The sequence below is a fragment of the Pseudomonas sp. NPDC087690 genome, assembly GCF_044743175.1.
Lineage (GTDB): Bacteria > Pseudomonadota > Gammaproteobacteria > Pseudomonadales > Pseudomonadaceae > Aquipseudomonas.
This window is the reverse complement of record NZ_JBIUVX010000043.1, coordinates 21,204-38,198: the sequence shown is the minus strand read 5'-3', so window position 1 is coordinate 38,198 and position 16,995 is coordinate 21,204. Positions and strand designations below refer to the sequence as shown.

Here is a 16,995-nt window from a genome sequence, read left to right as displayed (position 1 = left end):
GTGAAACGATGCATCGCCGATGGTAGTGTGGGGTTTCCCCATGTGAGAGTAGGTCATCGTCAAGATTAAATTCCGAAACCCCAATTGCGAAAGCAGTTGGGGTTTTGTTTTGCCCGCGAAAAAGTTTTGCTTGCGACGGCGAACAAATTTGCACAGTTATTTTCGAATCAGAACACTAGAATAGCCCCCACCTTATTCGGAGCCAGAGCCTGTATGTCAGAGTCGGTTGACGCCCCAGGGCTGTCAGATTTACCGCTGGAAGACCTGGTGGCCTGTCACGAGTGCGACCTGCTGATGCGCAAGCCAAAACTTGCCCACGGCGAGAAAGCCCTCTGCCCACGCTGCGGTTATGAGTTGTACGCCCATCGCCATAACGTGGTGCAGCGCAGCCTTGCCTTGGTGATCGCAGCATTGCTGTTGTACATACCGGCAAACTTTTTACCCATCATGCAACTCAATATCCTCGGGCAATCGTCTGAGGATACGGTGTGGAGCGGCGTACTCGGTTTGTTCAACACCGACATGCAAGGCGTTTCGATTGTCGTATTCCTGTGCAGCATGGCCATTCCGCTGCTCAAGTTGCTGTGCCAGTTGTTCGTTTTGCTGACGATTCGCTTCAACGTCGGGCGCAGCTACGGTTTGCTGCTTTACCGTATTTACCACCACCTCAAAGACTGGGGAATGCTCGAGGTTTACCTCATGGGCGTATTGGTGGCGATCGTCAAACTGGCTGACATGGCTGCCATCACCGCAGGCTTGGGGTTAGCGTGTTTCATCGGTTTGTTATTGGTGCAGGTCTGGCTGGAAGTGGTGATGTCACCGCATCAGATCTGGCAGGCGTTATCAGGAGAGGACGCTCATGCGGGCGATTGATGCGAGCATTCTGGTCTGTACCGAATGCCACGAGTTGAACAGGCAGGAAGCGGACACCGAGGAGCAAACCTGCACCCGCTGCGGTGCGCTGGTTCACGCTCGCCGTCCGAACAGCCTCGTACGCACTTGGGCGCTGCTGATTACGGCCGCGATTATCTATATTCCGGCCAATGTCTTGCCGATCATGACTGTCAGTTCTCTGGGGCAGGGTGATCCGAGCACCATCATGTCCGGCGTGATCCAGTTGGTGCAGCACGGCATGATCCCGATTGCTGCCGTGGTGTTTATCGCCAGTATTCTCGTGCCAACCTTCAAACTGGTGGGTATTGCGCTGCTGTTGTTTTCGGTGCAACGACGCCAGCCGTTATCCGCTCGTCAGCGCATCTGGATGTATCGTTTTATCGAGTTCATTGGCCGTTGGTCGATGCTCGATATATTTGTGATCGCCATTCTCGTGGCGGTCGTCAACTTCGGCCGGCTTGCCAGTGTCGAAGCCAATCTTGGCGCCATCGCCTTCGCCAGTGTGGTGATTCTGACGATGCTCGCCGCAGTAACTTTCGATCCCCGACTGATTTGGGATAACACGGAGTCGGACGACGACCATGACTGATTTGCCCGTAGCGAAAACCCGACCGGCCTCGAACTGGTCCGCCATTTGGGTCCTGCCTCTGATCGCGCTGATCATCGGTGGCTGGCTCGGTTGGCGTGCCTATTCCGAAACCGGTATCGAGATTCAGATCCGCTTTGAAAGCGGCGAAGGCATCCAGGCCAACAAGACCGAGGTCATGTACAAAGGCATGCCGGTCGGTAAGGTCAAGACGCTCAAGCTCGACGATGAAGGCAACTCAAAAGGTGTGATCGCCACCGTCGAGATGAACAAGGACGTTGAGCAATACCTCAAGACCAGCACGCGCTTCTGGCTGGTCAAGCCGAGCGTGACCTTGGCCGGTATCACTGGGCTGGAGACCTTGGTGTCGGGCAACTACGTCGCCATCAGCCCCGGCGAAGGCGAGCCGATCCGCAAGTTCAAAGCGTTGGCCGAAGAACCGCCGCTGTCCGATGCCAAGCCCGGTCTGCACCTGACCATCAAGGCTGATCGTCTCGGCTCGTTGAACCGTGGCAGTCCGGTGTTCTACAAACAGATCAAAGTCGGCCAGGTCAAAAGCTATCTGCTTTCCGAAGACCAGAGCACTGTCGAACTCAAAGTCTTCATCGAGCCGACCTACGCCAAACTGGTGCGTAAACACACGCGTTTCTGGAACGCCAGCGGCATCAGCATCGATGCCAACTTGTCCGGCGTAAAAGTACGCAGTGAGTCACTGGCCAGCATCGTCGCCGGCGGTATCGCTTTCGCCACGCCGGAAAATCGCAAGGACAGTCCGCCGACCGATCCAAGCCTGCCGTTCCGACTCTATGAGGACTTCGACGCCGCCGCTGCCGGGATTCGTGTGAAGGTCAAACTCAGCGACTTCGAAGGCCTGCAGGCTGGCCGTACGCCGGTGATGTACAAAGGCATTCAGGTCGGCAACCTCAAAGCGCTGAAGGTCGATCCGGATCTGAACAGCGCTACAGCCGAGCTGACCCTCGATCCACTGGCTGAAGACTATCTGGTTGACGGCACGCAGTTCTGGGTGGTCAAACCGTCGATTTCCCTTGCCGGGATCACCGGTCTGGAAGCGCTGGTGAAAGGTAACTATATTGCCGTGCGCCCGGGTGACAAGGGCGCGGCACCGAAACGCGAATTCGAGGCGCGGCCGAAAGCGCCGCCGCTGGATCTGCGTTCACCGGGGCTGCACCTGGTGTTGTTCACTGACACCCTCGGCTCCATCGATGTCGGCAGTCCGATTCTGTTCAAACAGGTCAAGGTCGGTTCGGTGCAGAGCTATCAGTTCTCCAAGACGCGCAAGCAGATCATCGTCGGTGTGCACATCGAGAAGGAATACGAAAGTCTGGTCAACGCTTCGACGCGTTTCTGGAACGTCAGCGGAGTCACCCTGACCGGCGGTTTGACCGGCGGGATTCAGGTCAAGAGTGAGTCGCTGCAAACCTTGATGGCTGGCGGCATCGCCTTCGAAACGCCGCAAGCCAAGGCGCCGTTGCAGAAACGCATCCCGCGTTTCCGTCTGTTCGCCAATCATGACGACGCCAGTAAAAAAGGCAGCGTAGTGACGATCAAAGTCGATCGCGCTGATGGTCTCAGCAGTGGCACGCCGGTTCGTTTCAAGGGACTGGACGTCGGCAAGATTGAAAGCGTCGATCTGACTGACGACCTGCAATCGGTCATCCTCACCGCGCGCATCACTGAGGTGCCGGAGAAGATTGCCCGGGTTGGCAGTCAGTTCTGGGTGGTCAAACCGGAGTTAGGGCTGATCAAGACAGAGAATCTGGAAACCCTGGTGACGGGCAAGTACATCGAAGTGCAGCCGGCAACCAAGAACCGCGGCCCGCAGAATAACTTCACTGCGCTGGCCGCTGCGCCGGAAGTGACCAAACAAGAGGCGGGGCTGAGTCTGGTGTTGAGTGCGGCCCGTCGGGGTTCGCTGAAGCCGGGTGTGCCGGTCACTTACCGCGAAATCACCGTGGGTAAGGTGACGGGCTATGAGCTGGGCCAGACCGCTGATCGTGTGTTGGTGCACATTCTGATCGAGCCGAAATACGCGCCGTTGGTGCGCAGTGGCAGCCGCTTCTGGAACACCAGCGGCGTAGGCTTTGATATTGGTTTGTTCAACGGCTTGACGGTGAGAACCGAGTCGCTGGAAACGGCGATTCAAGGCGGGATTGCTTTCGCTACGCCGGACGGCGAGCGCATGGGCAGCCAGGCGCGGGCTGAGCAGACGTTCCCGTTGTTCGACAAGTTTGAGGATGAGTGGCTGACGTGGGCGCCGAAGATTTCGCTCGGTAAGTAATTCTGTGGTGTCTGAAGTGGCGCCATCGCGAGCCGGCTCACTCCTACAGGGGAACGCATTCCAACTGTAGGAGTGAGCCTGCTCGCGATAACGCCCGCAAAATCAACACAAATCCCAAGCATAAAAAAGGCCGCGATCCCATCAGATCGCGGCCCTTTTTTTGCCTTTCAGTTAACGCCGATCAAACCGCATCCAGCTCCGGTTCATCTGCCTCAACATTCAACGTCGCCTTCACCACATCGTGGCGACGGATGTACTTCCAGTCCGCCTCATCAATGTAGATCCCCGCCGGGCCGCTGCCGCCTTCCAGGTCGATTGCGACACTGGCGCAGACCTGCGGCTTCACGCTCGCCAGAATCGGCACGAAGCCCAGTTGCAGGCTGGTTTCAAGCAGCGCGGCCTGGTTCTTCTCGTCGATGTCCGCCGCCTCGTCGAGGTAGTACGGCAGACGCACGCGACCGGCCTGATCGCGATCCATCAAGTGCAGCAACAAGTACATGTTGGTCAGCGCCTTGATGGTCATGGTCGTGCCGTTGGACGCCGCGCCGTCGATGTCGGTGTGGATAACCGGCTGGCCGTTGACCTTGGTGATCTCGAACGCCAGTTCGAACAAATCCTTGAGGCCGAGCTGGTTGTGGTTTGCCGCCACCAACCGTGCCAGATATTCCTTGGCTTCTTCGTTCTTGTTGTCCTGCTCGGCGCTTTGGCTCAGGTCGAACACCGACAGGGTTTCGCCTTCTTCGTACTGACCGGCGCTGTGGATGATCTGGTCGATGTGCTTGAGGGCTTCCTTGTTCGGCGCGAGGACGATGCGGAAGCTCTGCAGGTTGGAGACCTGACGCTTGTTGATCTCGCGGTTGAACAGCGCCAGTTGGTGCTCGAGGCTGTCGTAGTCGCTGCGGATGTTGCGCAGGGTTCGAGCGATGTCGGTAACCGCTGCACGACGGGCCTTGCCCAGCGTCAGCGCTTCATCGGTGCGGTGCGCGTAAGCGTTGATCAGCAACGACAGGCGGCGCTCCATATCGTCTTCGCTGTCGAACTTGGCCACGCCTTTCAGACGCACCTGCGCGTACAGCGCTTCGATCTGACCGTCGGCGCGCAGCAAACCTTGCCAGCTGTCCTGATAGTCGTTGAGCAGCGGCAGCAGGTTGTCCATCGAGTCGTCGACCGGATCCATGAACGGCGTACCGAATGGCAGATCCGCTGGCAGCAGCTGACGACGGCGCAGCGCATCGTCGAGCGTGCGTTGCTTGGCTTCCATGTCGGCGATCTGGCGGCCGACCAGTTGCAACTTGGCCGACAGTTGCTGGACGCGTTCGGTGAAGGCATCGCTGGAACGCTTGAGTTCGTCCTGCGCGCCTTCCATCTGAGCCAGTTGCTCGAGCTTGTCGCTTTCTTCGGCGCTCAGGGTCTGCGTGCGGCGGAAATCTTCCAGGGCTTTCTGCGCGTCCAGCACTTGCTGGTACAGCGCTTCGGTCTGGGTCTTGCTCGCGGCGCGGTCGGCGGCCACAGCCTGTTGGGTTTTCAGTTGCTTGAGTTCTTTTTCCAGACGCTCTTTCTGATCGCGCAATGCCGCGCGGTCAGCCAAGGCTTGCAGCGCTGGCGGCTCGATATTGGAGATGTCGATGGACAGGCCCGGCACTTCGAAACGCTCGCCTTTGAAGCCATCGAGGATCAGCTCCATCGATTTGACCCACTGGCCATCCTCGTCGAGGGCGATGCCGTGTTCGCCCAATGGCAGGCTGAACAACGCGCTGTTGAACAAACGCATCAGACGCTCGACGTCCTGTTGCGAGAACTCTTCGCGCAGACGGGCGTAGCTGTTGTTGTCGGCGTGATCGAGTTGCTGCTTCACCGACTTCAGGCGTTTTTCCAGATCGCGTACGCGCTCTTCCAGATCTTCGGCACTGAACTGGCGGGATTGCGCCAAGGCACCGGCCAGTTCGTCGTGCGCGTCTTTGGCCGCGAGCAACTGTTGCTCCAGCACTTTGACGTCATCGACCAGGGCGAAGCGATTCTTCAACACCGACAACTCGCCGAGCCAGCGCTGGATGCCGGAAATTTCCCGCTCCAGACGCATCAGTTCCTGAGTGCCACCGCGTTGATCGTTTTGCAGACTGTCCTGCTCACCACGGTAGTGGTCGGCCTGAATGGTCAGCTCTTCTTTGCGCGCACTGGCGTAGTCCGACCAGGTGCCGAGCAACGAGTCGAGCAGCGGTGACAGGCGATGCAGTTTGCCGCGCAGCACGTCGCGCTGTTTCACGCCATTGGCCAAGGCTTCAACCAATGGGCCGGCAGCGACCAGCGAGTTGTAGTCCTGCTCCATGCGCCGCACATCGCGGAAGGCTTCTTCGCACGCGGCGATGTAATCGACACTGCCGGAGCGCAGGCTGTGTTCGAAGGCATCGAGGAACAACTGCTTGAGCTTGGCCGCGGTGATTTCACGCATGTGCAGCAGGTTGATGAACAGCGCGCGGAAGGTCTTCAGGCTCTGTTCGCTGGTGGAGCGCAGCGGGATCAGCGTCAAGTCCAACGGAATCGAGGTGTGACCGCCCACCAGCAAACGGCGCAGTTCATCAGGCTTGAGTTCGTAGGCTTTCAGGCCTTCTTTCTCAAGGTTGCTGAACAGCTCTTTCTGGCGCAGGCAGGTGTCGTTCTTCTGGTAATGCGCCAGATCAAGCTTGCCGGCGTAAGCAAAGAACTGGTGACCGAAACCACCGCCGGGACCGCGACCGACCACGCCGATCACGTGCGGGCCGTGGGGCAGATTCACTTCGACAAGGATGTAGCTGGTGTCGGAAGCGAAGTAGAAGCGCCGCGATTGTTCGAGGCTGTATTTGCCGAAACTCATGTCCGACATGCGCGCCAGAATCGGGAATTGCAGCGCGTTGATCGACGCCGATTTACCGAGGTTGTTCGCGCCGTAAACCGACAACGGTTCTTCCAGCGGGAACAGGCCGAGGCTGTAACCGGCGGTGTTCAAAAGAGCAAAGCGGCGGATGCCGTAGCGTTCCTGGCTCATGCGTCGGACTCCTGTTCTTCGGCAATGGCGCGGGCCAGTGCGTCTTCTTCGCTTTCTTCGTCAAACTCGGTGAGATCGAGCGGATCGTCGGTTTCGAGGAATTTGGCTTCCGCGGCTTCGTCGATCAGCACCGGCGCTGGCAGCGGCAATACGCTGTGCACGCTGGCTGCCAAGTCGCGGTCTTGTTGCACCGAAAGGCACACGTCGAGGAAACGGTGCATCGGCGGCAGGAAGCGGTACACGCCGTTTTCTTCGCTGGCAAAACCGAGTTGAGTCATGCGGCGCATGATCTTTTCTTCGAGTTCTTCGACGGTCTGCACTTCGGCCTGAATAAACAGGTCGCGGTATTTCTCCAGCAGCGACGGCAACTCTTCGCGGCCGAGGCTGCCGCCATCGAGCACGGCAATCGGGTCGCGGCCCTGATCGGCCAGGTGTTCGACGAGGATGAAGGTGAACAGCGCCAGACGCTGGGCAGTCTTGTTCACTGCTGCAGCGGCCATGTCCGGGACGAAGTAGTAGAAACCACGGGTGTCGCAGACCAGTTCAAAACCCAACGCCTTGAACAGCGTGCGATATTGATCCTGGAAGTTCGACAGTTGCGCGTACAGCTCCGGGTCGCGACGGCTGACGTGGTAACCCTTGAACAGCTCGCGGAAGATCGGCGCGAGTTGTGACAGTTCGGAAAGATCAAGATGCATTGGGGATGCTCGCGGAATTCTCGGCGGCGGTATCGCTGGCCGAGAGCAGGGCGAAGGAGCGCAGGCTGACCTGGTGCTCGTGAGTGTGGTATTCGCGGCGTTCCAGACGCTCGCGCTTGAAGCGTTTTTCCCGCGACAGGCGCGAGAACCAGTAAAGCAATTCGTCGGTGGCGCCGTCCGGTTCCTGTTCCAGCAGCCAGGTCATCAGATCCGGCATCGGCAGGGCTTCTTCGCAACGGTCGACCATCTCGCGCACGGTGCGCGGGGCGCGTGGGGCTTCGCCTTTCTGGGTTTTGTGCGCCTTGGGGAAACGCGCCGGTTTTGGCTCGAAACGCGCCAAGGCGTAAACATAGGCTTCGACCTGACTGGCGCTGCCGAGGAAAGTACTTTGCGGGCGGGTGAACAGTGGCATCGCCGCTTGCGGCACGGCATCGATGCCTTTACGGCGAATCGCCGCCAAGGCGAGCGCCGCGCCACGGGTCACGGCGTTGTGCCGGCGCGCTTCTTCACGCAGTGGCAGCAGCAATTCGCGGGCGTGGCGCAGGGTCAACTGGGCGCTGGTCTGCATTTCGAGGATGCGCGCGTGGGTACGCAGCAGCATGTCGTCATCGACCAGATGGCCGAGGCGCTGCTGCTCGCTAAGCATCTTCAACAGCACGGTTTCAACCTTGCGCACGCCTTGTTCGAAGGCGCCGTCGGCGTTAACCAGATCGATCATCGGCTCGACGTATTCGTCCCACGTCGCCAGTACTTCAGCGTAACGCTGACGCAATGGAATCTGCCGGTCGCTGGTCTTCGCCCGTTCGGCCACGGCCACCAGCGCCTGTTCGTCGTTGTCGAGCTTCTTCAACACATCGCGCACGCGCATGTCGAGCAGGCGCAACTGGCGGGCCAGGTCGTGACCGTCGCGAACCTCGAACGCGTCCTGGATGTAACCGGCCAGACGCTCGAGGTGACGCAGATAGGCTTCGATTTCCAGGCACAGGCCCAGTCGGTGTTCACGCCGCAGGTAAGCGAGGAAGTCGTGGATCTGCGCGTTCAGCTCGAAACGGTTCGGGCTTTTCGCCACCGGAATCAGAATATCGAGGCGAATCCACACGTCGAGCAGGCTGGTGATGTCCTGTGGCGTGCTGTCCAGTTGTTGGGCGGCCAGTTGCGCGCGCAATTCGTTGAGGCTCAATGTGCCTTGGTCGAAGTGCTCGCACAAAGGCTCCAGAAGTGCCCAGTGTTCAGCGAGGGCGCGCAAGACGCGCTTGGGTTCGATCATCGGAATGCCCGGCGGGTTGGCAATAAAAAGACGCGATTGTACTGCATCATGAAGGATGCGATTCACTCTCGGGACGGGCTGTCGCATTTTCTAAGATAAAGGCTATCGATCAACAGCAAGCGATCTTGAGCGAAGGGCGGTAGAATCAGCGCACTTCAGTTATCCACAAGTGGCCGACCCTTTGCTTATCGAGTCCCGCCGCCGCGCCTATTTGAACGCCATGCAGGTGGTCAACTGGCTGCCGCGCACCGAATTGCCCTTCGCCGCGCCGTCGCGGCTCGAGCTGCTGGACATGCCTGAGCCGGAGGTAGAGGTGCCGTTGCTGCCCGCGCCTCAGGCCGAAGCGCCGGTGCAGCCTGTTGCGCGCCCGAGCGAACGGCCGAAGATCGAAGTGCCGCGCCCGTCGCTGGCGAGCACGCGAACCAACGCCAAACCGGTGGAAGAGGCGGACGACACGCCAGTCGTCGCCAAGCCTGCACCCGTGCCGCCACCGCGTTTTGCCCTGCAATTGTTGCGCGCCGGACGCTGCCTGCTGCTGGTCGAGTTACCCACAGGCGAACCGTTCCAGAGCCGCGATCCGGCGTATTTGCTGCTGAAAGACATGCTGCGTGCCGCCGGTCTGCCGGATGCGCCGCAAATCGTCGGCGAGCCGGTGCGCTGGCCGTGGCTCAATCGCGGCACCATGGATCAGGGCCCGGAAGCGGCGCGTGACTTTGTGCAGGGTTTCCTTTCCGTGCAAATCGAAGCCGCACCGTGCGCCTGCCTGTGGCTGATTGGCCTGCCGGCGGTGCGTTTTGCCGGTGAAGCGGACGCCGAAGCGTTCAATCGTGAGTTGCAGATCGAAGGTCTGGGTTCGGCCTGGGCCATTCCCGGTCTGGAATTGTTAATGGAAGAGCCACAGCGCAAGGCCGCTGTGTGGCAAGCCATGCGTCGGCTGATGGCGCGCTGGAAAGAATCGAATGAGTGACGCTGTATCGTTCCGCCCGATGACCGAGGCGGATCTGGAAACCGTGCTGAAAATCGAGTACGCCGCTTACAGCCATCCGTGGACTCGCGGGATCTTTCTCGATGGGCTGGGCAAGTATCAGATCTGGCTGATGTTCGAAGGTGAGCAACAGGTCGGTCACGGCGTGGTACAGATCATTCTGGATGAGGCGCATCTGCTCAATATCACCGTCAAACCCGAGAATCAGGGGCGCGGGCTGGGGCTGACGTTGCTTGAGCATCTGATGTCGCGGGCATATGCGGCTTCGGCGCGGGAATGTTTTCTGGAAGTGCGTGACAGCAATACGGGCGCGTTCAAGTTGTATGAACGTTATGGCTTCAACGAGATTGGCCGGCGCCGGGATTATTATCCGGCGGTGGGCGGGCGTGAAGATGCCGTGGTCATGGCCTGCACCCTGGTTGACTAATGACCTGTAGGAGCTGTCGAAGGCTGCGATCTTTTGCTTTTGATGTTACGACCAAGATCAAAAGATCGCAGCCTTCGGCAGCTCCTACAGGAAGGCGCGTCTGTTAGCGGTTGCCATCCAGCGGATCCCGCTGCGCCAGCTCCGCTTCATCCAGTCCATTGCCACCGCCGATGTCATCCTCATCGACAATGCTCAAATCCCAATCCGCCTGATTGCCTTGACCCGCTTCCTCGGCATCCCGCGCACCGTCTTCATGAATCAGCGTTTCCGGGCTCAGGTCATCGTCCGTCGGCTCATGATCACTGACCGAAGCCCCGGTCATGCCCGCCTCACGCACGCGCTCGTTGGGCATCAACTGCTCGCGCTCACGCTGCGGGATCTCATCACCGATCTTCGCGCTCGGCTCGTCTTCATCGAAATCCAGCTCATGCACCGAACCCATGCGGTCTTCGTTATCATCGATGGGTTCCGGTTGCACCGCATCGTAAGGGCGTCGTGAATCAGTCATGGCAAATCCTCATACTGTGGGCCTTACTTAGGTGGACTCACCGGGCACACGAGAATTCCAATGAAATCACTTGCGGTGGCGGCGTGACCCCGACGGGCGGTCGTCTGTCATACCAGCGCATCTTTCTTGAGGCCTTACAGCATGCATGACTTACAAGACCTGATTGATAACAACGAGCGTTGGGCTGACGCGATCACCAAGGAAGACCCGGATTTCTTCGCCAAGCTGGCGCGTCAGCAAACCCCTGAATACCTGTGGATCGGCTGTTCCGACGCCCGCGTGCCGGCCAACGAAATCGTCGGCATGCTGCCGGGCGATCTGTTCGTGCACCGCAACGTTGCCAACGTGGTGCTGCACACCGACCTCAACTGCCTGTCGGTGATCCAGTACGCGGTCGACGTACTCAAGGTCAAACACATCCTCGTCACCGGCCACTATGGTTGCGGTGGTGTGCGTGCGTCGATGCAGGATCGCCAGTTCGGCCTCATCGACGGCTGGCTGCGCTCGATCCGCGATCTGTACTACGAAAAACGCGAAGAGCTGGCCAAGCTGCCGACCGAAGAAGAACAGGTCGATCGCATGTGCGAACTCAACGTGATCCAGCAAGTGGCCAACGTCGCGCACACCAGCATCATCCAGAACGCCTGGCATCGCGGGCAGAGCCTGTCGATTCACGGCTGCATCTACGGCATCAAGGATGGTCGCTGGAAAAGTCTGAACACCACCATCAGTGGTTTCGAACAATTGCCGCCGCAATATCGTTTGCGCCCGGTTGGCGCGCCGTAATCAGCGAGACGCTAGTGGCTCCACAAGCGTTGCAGAAAGGCGTGGCCTTCGATACTGGGTGGTTCGTCGTAACCTGTGATCCACCCGCGACACTTTGTCGAGCCGCACTCACAGGCGAACTGTTGCAGCAGTTTGTCTTCGGTGGCGGCGTAATCGATGGTCAGCCGCTCGCCCCTGTGGATATCTTTCAACGCCCACAACCACAGCTCGCTCATGTCGAGAAATACGTTCGGGTCGCAAGCGTGTTCCAGCAGCCCGCAAAAGCGCGGGTCGTAGACGTGGATGCCTGAGAGCAGCTGTCGAGTCTGTCGGCAGCGATAGGGCAACAATTGCCCGGAAACCCGGCACATGCGGCCGGTACGCGGAAAATCCCGGCGCGCGGCGATGGCCACCGCATGGCAGTGGTTATCGAGGACTATTTCGAAGTCGCTGCTCGACGGAAAACCGAGGCGAACCGGCAGGCCGGCGAACGGGTAAATGCCTTCGGTATCGCGAGCATCGCTGGCGAGTGCGTGACTGTTCATAACGATCCTTGTCGTCAGGGGCTGCGACTTCCTTTGGCTGACGTCATGTCAGTCCTGCAACGGATTGTGGATCGAATTTTCGTGTATGCGACAGTAGCGGTCTACTGTCAGATCTGACAGGCGTAATGAGCGCATTCCCGCGTCAGCAAAGGCTGACACGGGAAGACATATCACCGGTTACAGGTGTGGGGCGGGAATGGCGGTGGCGGGCAATGCGCTCTTCAGTTGCTGCAACTGCGCCTTGATTGGTGGCGTCGCACACTTGCTTGCAGCTTGTTCCGCAGTCAGGTTGCGGATCGAGGTGTAGAACAGCTCGCAGGTTTTGATTTTCTGCGTCACCTGCCAGGTTTGAGTGCAATTGGTCAGCGTGGTTTGGGCATCGCTCCCCGGTTTGCTGCCCATGCCGGCCTGCCAGCAGGCAGCGCTCAGATCCTGGCCCATGACCTTCAGGCCGGCTGCATCCGCCTTGGTCTCATCGCCGTCGTAGCTTGCCGGGTCAGCGGCGTACCAGATGTAGCTCGGATGGTTTGAACCCAGTACCGGCACTTTCACACCTTCGCTCGGACTGATGGTTGCCAGGCCCAGCACATTCACAGTCGGCCCGTATTGCTGCTTGATCCAGTTTCGCACCGGCGCACCGAACGCCACCATCGGCAAGGTAGTGCCGGCGGCGGTCTGGCTGAACTGTTTGACCAGCGTGGTCTGATAGTCCTTGAAGTAGTCGTAGACACCTTCCAGATCCTTGCCCGCGCTGGATGGCGCGGCGATCGGGGCGATGTCAATGATGGTCTGGAAGGCCGGCGTCTGGTCAGCCGGAATACCGTTGTCGGTGAGTAGTGTTGCCCAGCGATCAGTGGTGTTGGAGCGCAGATAATCCTGCGCTTGAGTCAGTGAATAGTCTGGCGGGAAGTGCAGCAACTCGACACTCTTGCGATTTTCCAGCGCCATGCCCAGTGGCAGGAACAGATACCAGCTGTACGCCCACTTGCCGTCGGCGTTGAGCTTGCTGGCGCCGGTGTAGGCCAGATCTCCCGCGTCGAGCAACGCCGACAACGGCTTGTCATAGCCCTTCGGCACGCCACTGATTTCAGCGTAGAGCTGGTCGTTATCGGTTTTCACCAGGACCTTCGCTGCGGCATAACCGTCGCGCTGCACGCTCTGGGTCAGGTAATGGGCGACGGTCTGTTCCAGGGTCCAGTTGCGGTAGCAGATCACGCTGCAGTTGTTGGGGTAGGCGAAGAGGCGGGTGACGCGTTCGGTGCTGCCCAGTTTCAGATCGACATCGGCGTGGGCGGCCGCGCTCAGTGTGAGCGCGGCGAGGGTCAGGGCGGTGGGCGTGAGTCCTGCGATTTTGAACATGCTCAGATCCTTTTCAGCGTGGGTTCCCCATAGGTCGGGGGCGCCTCATAGTGGATCAGCCGTGTTGCGCAGAGAAGCCGTCAATGGCAGTTTTTTTCAGCGCTGCACAGGGTGCGACTTCAGGCATGAAAATGCAGGGCGTTGGTCAGGTCACCCATCGGTTTCTGCCCTCGGGCGATCATCGCCTCATCGCGCTGCTTGAGGCCGTCGAGCGTTTCGAGCTGGAATACCCGGGTAATCAGGCGCAGGATCGATGCGGTGTCGTAGACCGTGTGATCCACCGTGCCCTTGCGTGCAAACGGCGACACTACCAGCGCCGGTACTCGTGAGCCCGGACCCCAGCGGTCACCCTTGGGCGGCGCGACGTGATCCCACCAGCCGCCGTTCTCGTCGACCGTGACGATCACCACCATGTTTTGCCACTGCGGGCTCTCGCGCAGGACTTTCAGCGCGCGGACGATGTGCCGATCCCCGGAGGCCACGTCGGCATAACCGGCGTGCATGTTCAGATTACCCTGAGGTTTGTAGAAACTCACCGCAGGCAACTGGCCCGCTTCGGCGTCGGCGAAGAATTTATTGCTGCTCGACTCGTCGCCCACGCCGGCATCGCGCAGGCGTTTATTGCGCTCTTGCGGGTTTTCCGGCCCTTGCTGCTTGAAGTAGTTGAACGGCTGGTGGTGATACTGAAAATTAGGAATCTTTGGTATGCCACCGGAGTCCTTGTATTGGTCCAGCGTCGCCTGCCAAGCGCCGGCGTACCAAGCCCAATCGATGTTGTTTTTCGACAGCTTGTCGCCGATGTGTTCGTGGGTCTGCGGCACCATGACGTTGGGCAGATCCGCTTTCGAATACGCCGGGCGCTCAGGGTCGCGAAGCCAGGTTGGCCAGTAGGGCGGGGCGAGGGTGTTGACGCCGAAGCCATCCGGGGTCAATGCGCTCGGGCCGAACTGCGGTGGACCGGTCATGGCGCTGGCCGGCGATGCGTCCAGCGGCTTGAGACGCGGATCGGCCGGATCATCGCTTTGCAGCGCGGCGATCTGTGATTTGGCCACGGAATTGGCAACGTCCGGATAGAACGGCGCGGTGGCGCTGATCAGATACTGGTGATTGAGGAACGAGCCACCGAAGGCGCCCTGGAAGAAGTTGTCGCACAGCACGAATTCCTGAGCGACGTCCCACAGGCGCAGGGAATAACGGCTCTGGGCGTAGTGGCCCATGGTTAAACCGCCGGAGTCGGCCCAAGCGACAAAGCCGTCGTTCCTGCCACCGTTGATCTGCATCTGATTCTGATAGAACACATGCCACAAATCGCGGGTCACCAGACCGAACGGCAAGTCTTCAGCGTTCGGACCTTTGAGGGCGAAGGGCGCGTTGGGCAGGTTTTGCTGAAACTGCGTGGCGCTGGGGTAGGTCACGCCATCAAGGGTTTGCGCGCCGATCTGCAGCACGCCGCCCCAAACGGGCGGCAGGGATTGCAGCAGCGAGCCGTCGCGGTCCCGTTGTTGATAGTCGGCAGGCTTGAGCGCTGACAGCGGTTTTTCGACACCGGGGAAATCACCGAACAGGTTATTGAAGCTGCGATTTTCGGCGTAGATCACCACCACGGTTTTCACTTGGTCGCGCAGGGCCTTGTCCAGTTCGGCGGGCGTCAGCGGGCGCTCGACCGGTTTGCCCGGTTGATCGCTGGCGCTGCCACACCCGGCCAGCGTGGCACCGACACCGAGCACCGCAACGCCGCCGAGGAAACGGCGGCGACTGGTGTCTGTCGGGTTGTCTGATTCAGGTGCATCAGTGCCGTCTGTTTCGTCTTTCATCGTTCAGCCCGCTTAGCTTAATTGTTTCAGTATGTTTCGGGCGGACGCTAGCAAGGTCATGTGACGGTTGGGTGACAGGTCTTGCGGTTGCTGCAGGATTAGCCAGGCATGAATTGAGTGAGCGAGTAACCGAGTCGGCTGGCCGCCATGATCGCAATCATCACCACCAGAAACAGCAATTGCAGCGGACTGAAATGCGCCCAGTGCAGCGCGGTCAGCCATGGGCGGCGGCTGCTCAGCACTGGATCGAGCGAACCGATACGGCGTTTGTGTACCCGCCCGATCAGCATCGTGCCAACGTAAGTGAGCGCCCCCACCGGGCCGAGCAGCAGCGAAAACAGCAGCAGCATGACCCCCTGCGGAACCCCGTGGCGTATCACCAGCCATCGCGTGTAGGGGTTCCATTTACGTGGAATCAGCCACTCGCTGAGCCACAGGTCCGGCAGGACCACGTGGGCCGTGAGCACCACCCACCAACTCAGTGCAATGCGAAAAAACCAGACCGGCACGCAGGCAAATATCATCGGAATGAAGACGAGGTTCATGGCGGTTTTTTGTTGGGATGGCAGATAGAACAGGCACAGCGCCAAGGCAATCGCCGTCCATAACCGTACCCAGGTTTCGGCGGCGATGGCACGTGGAAGGAAACGCCGCCAGAAGAAAACATCGGCGTAGGGCAATCGGGCAAGCAGGTCGGGAAAACGCCATTTGAGTTTGTTCGAGAGCTCGTAACAGGCCTTCCATTCATCCCTCCCGAAGACGTCTGTCAGCTTCTTTTGCTGCAGGGGCTTGAGCGGGTTGATCAACAGATGGGCCGCCTGAACGTCGGCCGCCGACATCCGGTCGCTTTCAGCCTTGGCGCGCAGATCGTCGTAGAAACTTTCCTGATTGCAGCGTTCGATCAATGTGTCCCAGAGCCAGTCCGGTTGCGGGTGCAGGCCTTTGTTGTGGTCCCAGCCGAACAGTTGGCCGATGCGGTCGAACAGCGGCACGCTCCACTCGCTGTCATTGAGCAAGTGCAGCAGGGTTTGCTGCCATTGTTCGCGGCGATCGAATACCTGCAGCCACGGCTGGGCGCTGTAGCGTTTGAGCACGTTGAGAAATTCGCGTTCGCTCTGGCTTTCGAGCAGCGCTTGCAGGTTGTCTCGATAGTCGGCCATCAGATTCTCGGCGAGAACCTCATGCTGGCGATCATTGATCAGCACGTCCTGCCACGGACCCAACCATCCAAGTTGCTCGACGGCCCAGTTCAGCACCGGGCTGCGCAGTTGTGGCTGTTCAAAACACAATTGCAGTAACAGCCTTTCGAAGGCCTTGGCGCAGCCTTGCTGTTGCGCCTGATCCCAACGCTTGTCGAGATTTTCGGGCGACAGCCTCTCAAGCAGTTGCCGTGCGGCCTGCACTTCAAGCGCATACGCCTCTGTGTCCGGAGCCGCCGTCAGTGGCTCGACAGGCAAAACATCATCCTTCGCTGGCGGCGCAAAAGGCTCGGGGGCTGCCGGGTTGACGGGCGGAAAGTCGAGATCGGCAAAATCCCACGCGGTGTTTTGCGGTTGGCTATGTTTGTTTGCCAGCGCAGCATCGATTGCCAGTGCGGCAAAGGCGCTGGAAGCCGTGGCCACGGCGACATCTTCTTCGTCGGCAGGCTCAGCGTTTTCAACGCGCCACCGGGCAATCGCCAGCGCTTGTTCGTAGGCTTCGCGCAGGCGCTGGAAACCTTCGGCATCCTCATCGGGGCGGAAGGTTTTCAGCAAGCGCGCATAGCTGCGCTTGATGTCGCGCGCTTCAGCGTCATCGTGCAGGTGCAGCACTGACCAGCAATCCAT

General features: G+C 59.6%; 14 protein-coding genes. 6 read left to right on the top strand and 8 right to left on the bottom strand.

Annotated features, from left to right (window positions below; translation table 11 throughout):
- Positions 1–213 precede the first annotated feature (213 nt).
- Genes ACIPIZ_RS25595 through ACIPIZ_RS25585 form a run of 3 tightly spaced genes read left to right on the top strand, consistent with a single transcriptional unit; the run spans position 214 to position 3,779 of the window.
- Positions 214–873, top strand: coding sequence for a paraquat-inducible protein A (locus ACIPIZ_RS25595; protein ID WP_064387672.1), 660 nt, complete (start codon positions 214–216; stop codon positions 871–873).
- Positions 860–1,483, top strand: coding sequence for a paraquat-inducible protein A (locus tag ACIPIZ_RS25590; protein WP_105708754.1), 624 nt, complete (start codon positions 860–862; stop codon positions 1,481–1,483). The genes ACIPIZ_RS25595 and ACIPIZ_RS25590 overlap by 14 nt, the downstream gene beginning before the upstream one ends.
- Complete coding sequence (locus tag ACIPIZ_RS25585; protein WP_401168132.1) at positions 1,476–3,779, top strand: intermembrane transport protein PqiB; 2,304 nt, start codon at positions 1,476–1,478, stop codon at positions 3,777–3,779. Before ACIPIZ_RS25590 ends, ACIPIZ_RS25585 begins: the two co-directional genes overlap by 8 nt.
- A 181-nt stretch (positions 3,780–3,960) precedes the next feature.
- Here the strand turns inward: ACIPIZ_RS25585 and mksF are convergent, their stop codons facing one another.
- The 3 genes from mksF to mksB are packed head-to-tail and all read right to left on the bottom strand — an operon-like array spanning position 3,961 to position 8,766.
- The gene (mksF, locus tag ACIPIZ_RS25580; protein WP_401168130.1) at positions 3,961–6,801 is read right to left on the bottom strand and encodes an Mks condensin complex protein MksF; all 2,841 of its coding nucleotides are present in this window, start codon (positions 6,799–6,801) and stop codon (positions 3,961–3,963) included.
- Positions 6,798–7,499: an Mks condensin complex protein MksE gene (gene mksE, locus ACIPIZ_RS25575; RefSeq protein WP_016983587.1), complete on the bottom strand. Its 702-nt coding sequence runs from the start codon at positions 7,497–7,499 to the stop codon at positions 6,798–6,800. The genes mksF and mksE overlap by 4 nt, the downstream gene beginning before the upstream one ends.
- A complete protein-coding gene (mksB, locus tag ACIPIZ_RS25570) occupies positions 7,489–8,766 on the bottom strand; it encodes an Mks condensin complex protein MksB (protein ID WP_064387668.1) in 1,278 nt (425 codons plus the stop codon). Before mksB ends, mksE begins: the two co-directional genes overlap by 11 nt.
- A gap of 220 nt (positions 8,767–8,986) precedes the next feature.
- Between mksB and ACIPIZ_RS25565 the strand changes: the two genes are divergently transcribed.
- A complete protein-coding gene (locus ACIPIZ_RS25565) occupies positions 8,987–9,733 on the top strand; it encodes an energy transducer TonB (RefSeq protein WP_401168136.1) in 747 nt (248 codons plus the stop codon).
- Positions 9,726–10,178: a ribosomal protein S18-alanine N-acetyltransferase gene (rimI, locus tag ACIPIZ_RS25560; RefSeq protein WP_007912963.1), complete on the top strand. Its 453-nt coding sequence runs from the start codon at positions 9,726–9,728 to the stop codon at positions 10,176–10,178. The genes ACIPIZ_RS25565 and rimI overlap by 8 nt, the downstream gene beginning before the upstream one ends.
- A 103-nt stretch (positions 10,179–10,281) precedes the next feature.
- On the opposite strand, the gene ACIPIZ_RS25555 is transcribed toward rimI, so the two are convergent.
- On the bottom strand, positions 10,282–10,686 hold the full coding sequence (locus ACIPIZ_RS25555) for a hypothetical protein (protein WP_064387666.1): 405 nt from the start codon (positions 10,684–10,686) through the stop codon (positions 10,282–10,284).
- Positions 10,687–10,827: 141 nt separating this feature from the next.
- On the opposite strand from ACIPIZ_RS25555, the gene can reads away from it, so the two are divergent.
- Positions 10,828–11,472 (top strand): carbonate dehydratase, encoded by a 645-nt coding sequence (gene can / locus ACIPIZ_RS25550; protein ID WP_053123831.1) that lies wholly within the window; start codon positions 10,828–10,830, stop codon positions 11,470–11,472.
- 11 nt (positions 11,473–11,483) lie between these two features.
- Here the strand turns inward: can and ACIPIZ_RS25545 are convergent, their stop codons facing one another.
- The 4 genes from ACIPIZ_RS25545 to ACIPIZ_RS25530 all read right to left on the bottom strand — a co-directional run bounded on the left by ACIPIZ_RS25545 (position 11,484) and on the right by ACIPIZ_RS25530 (position 16,995).
- Positions 11,484–11,996, bottom strand: a complete 513-nt coding sequence (locus ACIPIZ_RS25545; protein ID WP_064387665.1) for an SET domain-containing protein-lysine N-methyltransferase — start codon at positions 11,994–11,996, stop codon at positions 11,484–11,486.
- A 177-nt stretch (positions 11,997–12,173) separates the two neighbouring features.
- Positions 12,174–13,355 carry a hypothetical protein gene (locus ACIPIZ_RS25540; protein WP_064387664.1) on the bottom strand — a complete coding sequence of 394 codons (1,182 nt, stop codon included), beginning with the start codon at positions 13,353–13,355 and terminating at the stop codon, positions 12,174–12,176.
- 119 nt (positions 13,356–13,474) lie between these two features.
- A complete protein-coding gene (acpA, locus tag ACIPIZ_RS25535; RefSeq protein WP_401168124.1) occupies positions 13,475–15,169 on the bottom strand; it encodes an acid phosphatase in 1,695 nt (564 codons plus the stop codon).
- Positions 15,170–15,267: 98 nt separating this feature from the next.
- Complete coding sequence (locus tag ACIPIZ_RS25530; RefSeq protein ID WP_401168122.1) at positions 15,268–16,995, bottom strand: J domain-containing protein; 1,728 nt, start codon at positions 16,993–16,995, stop codon at positions 15,268–15,270.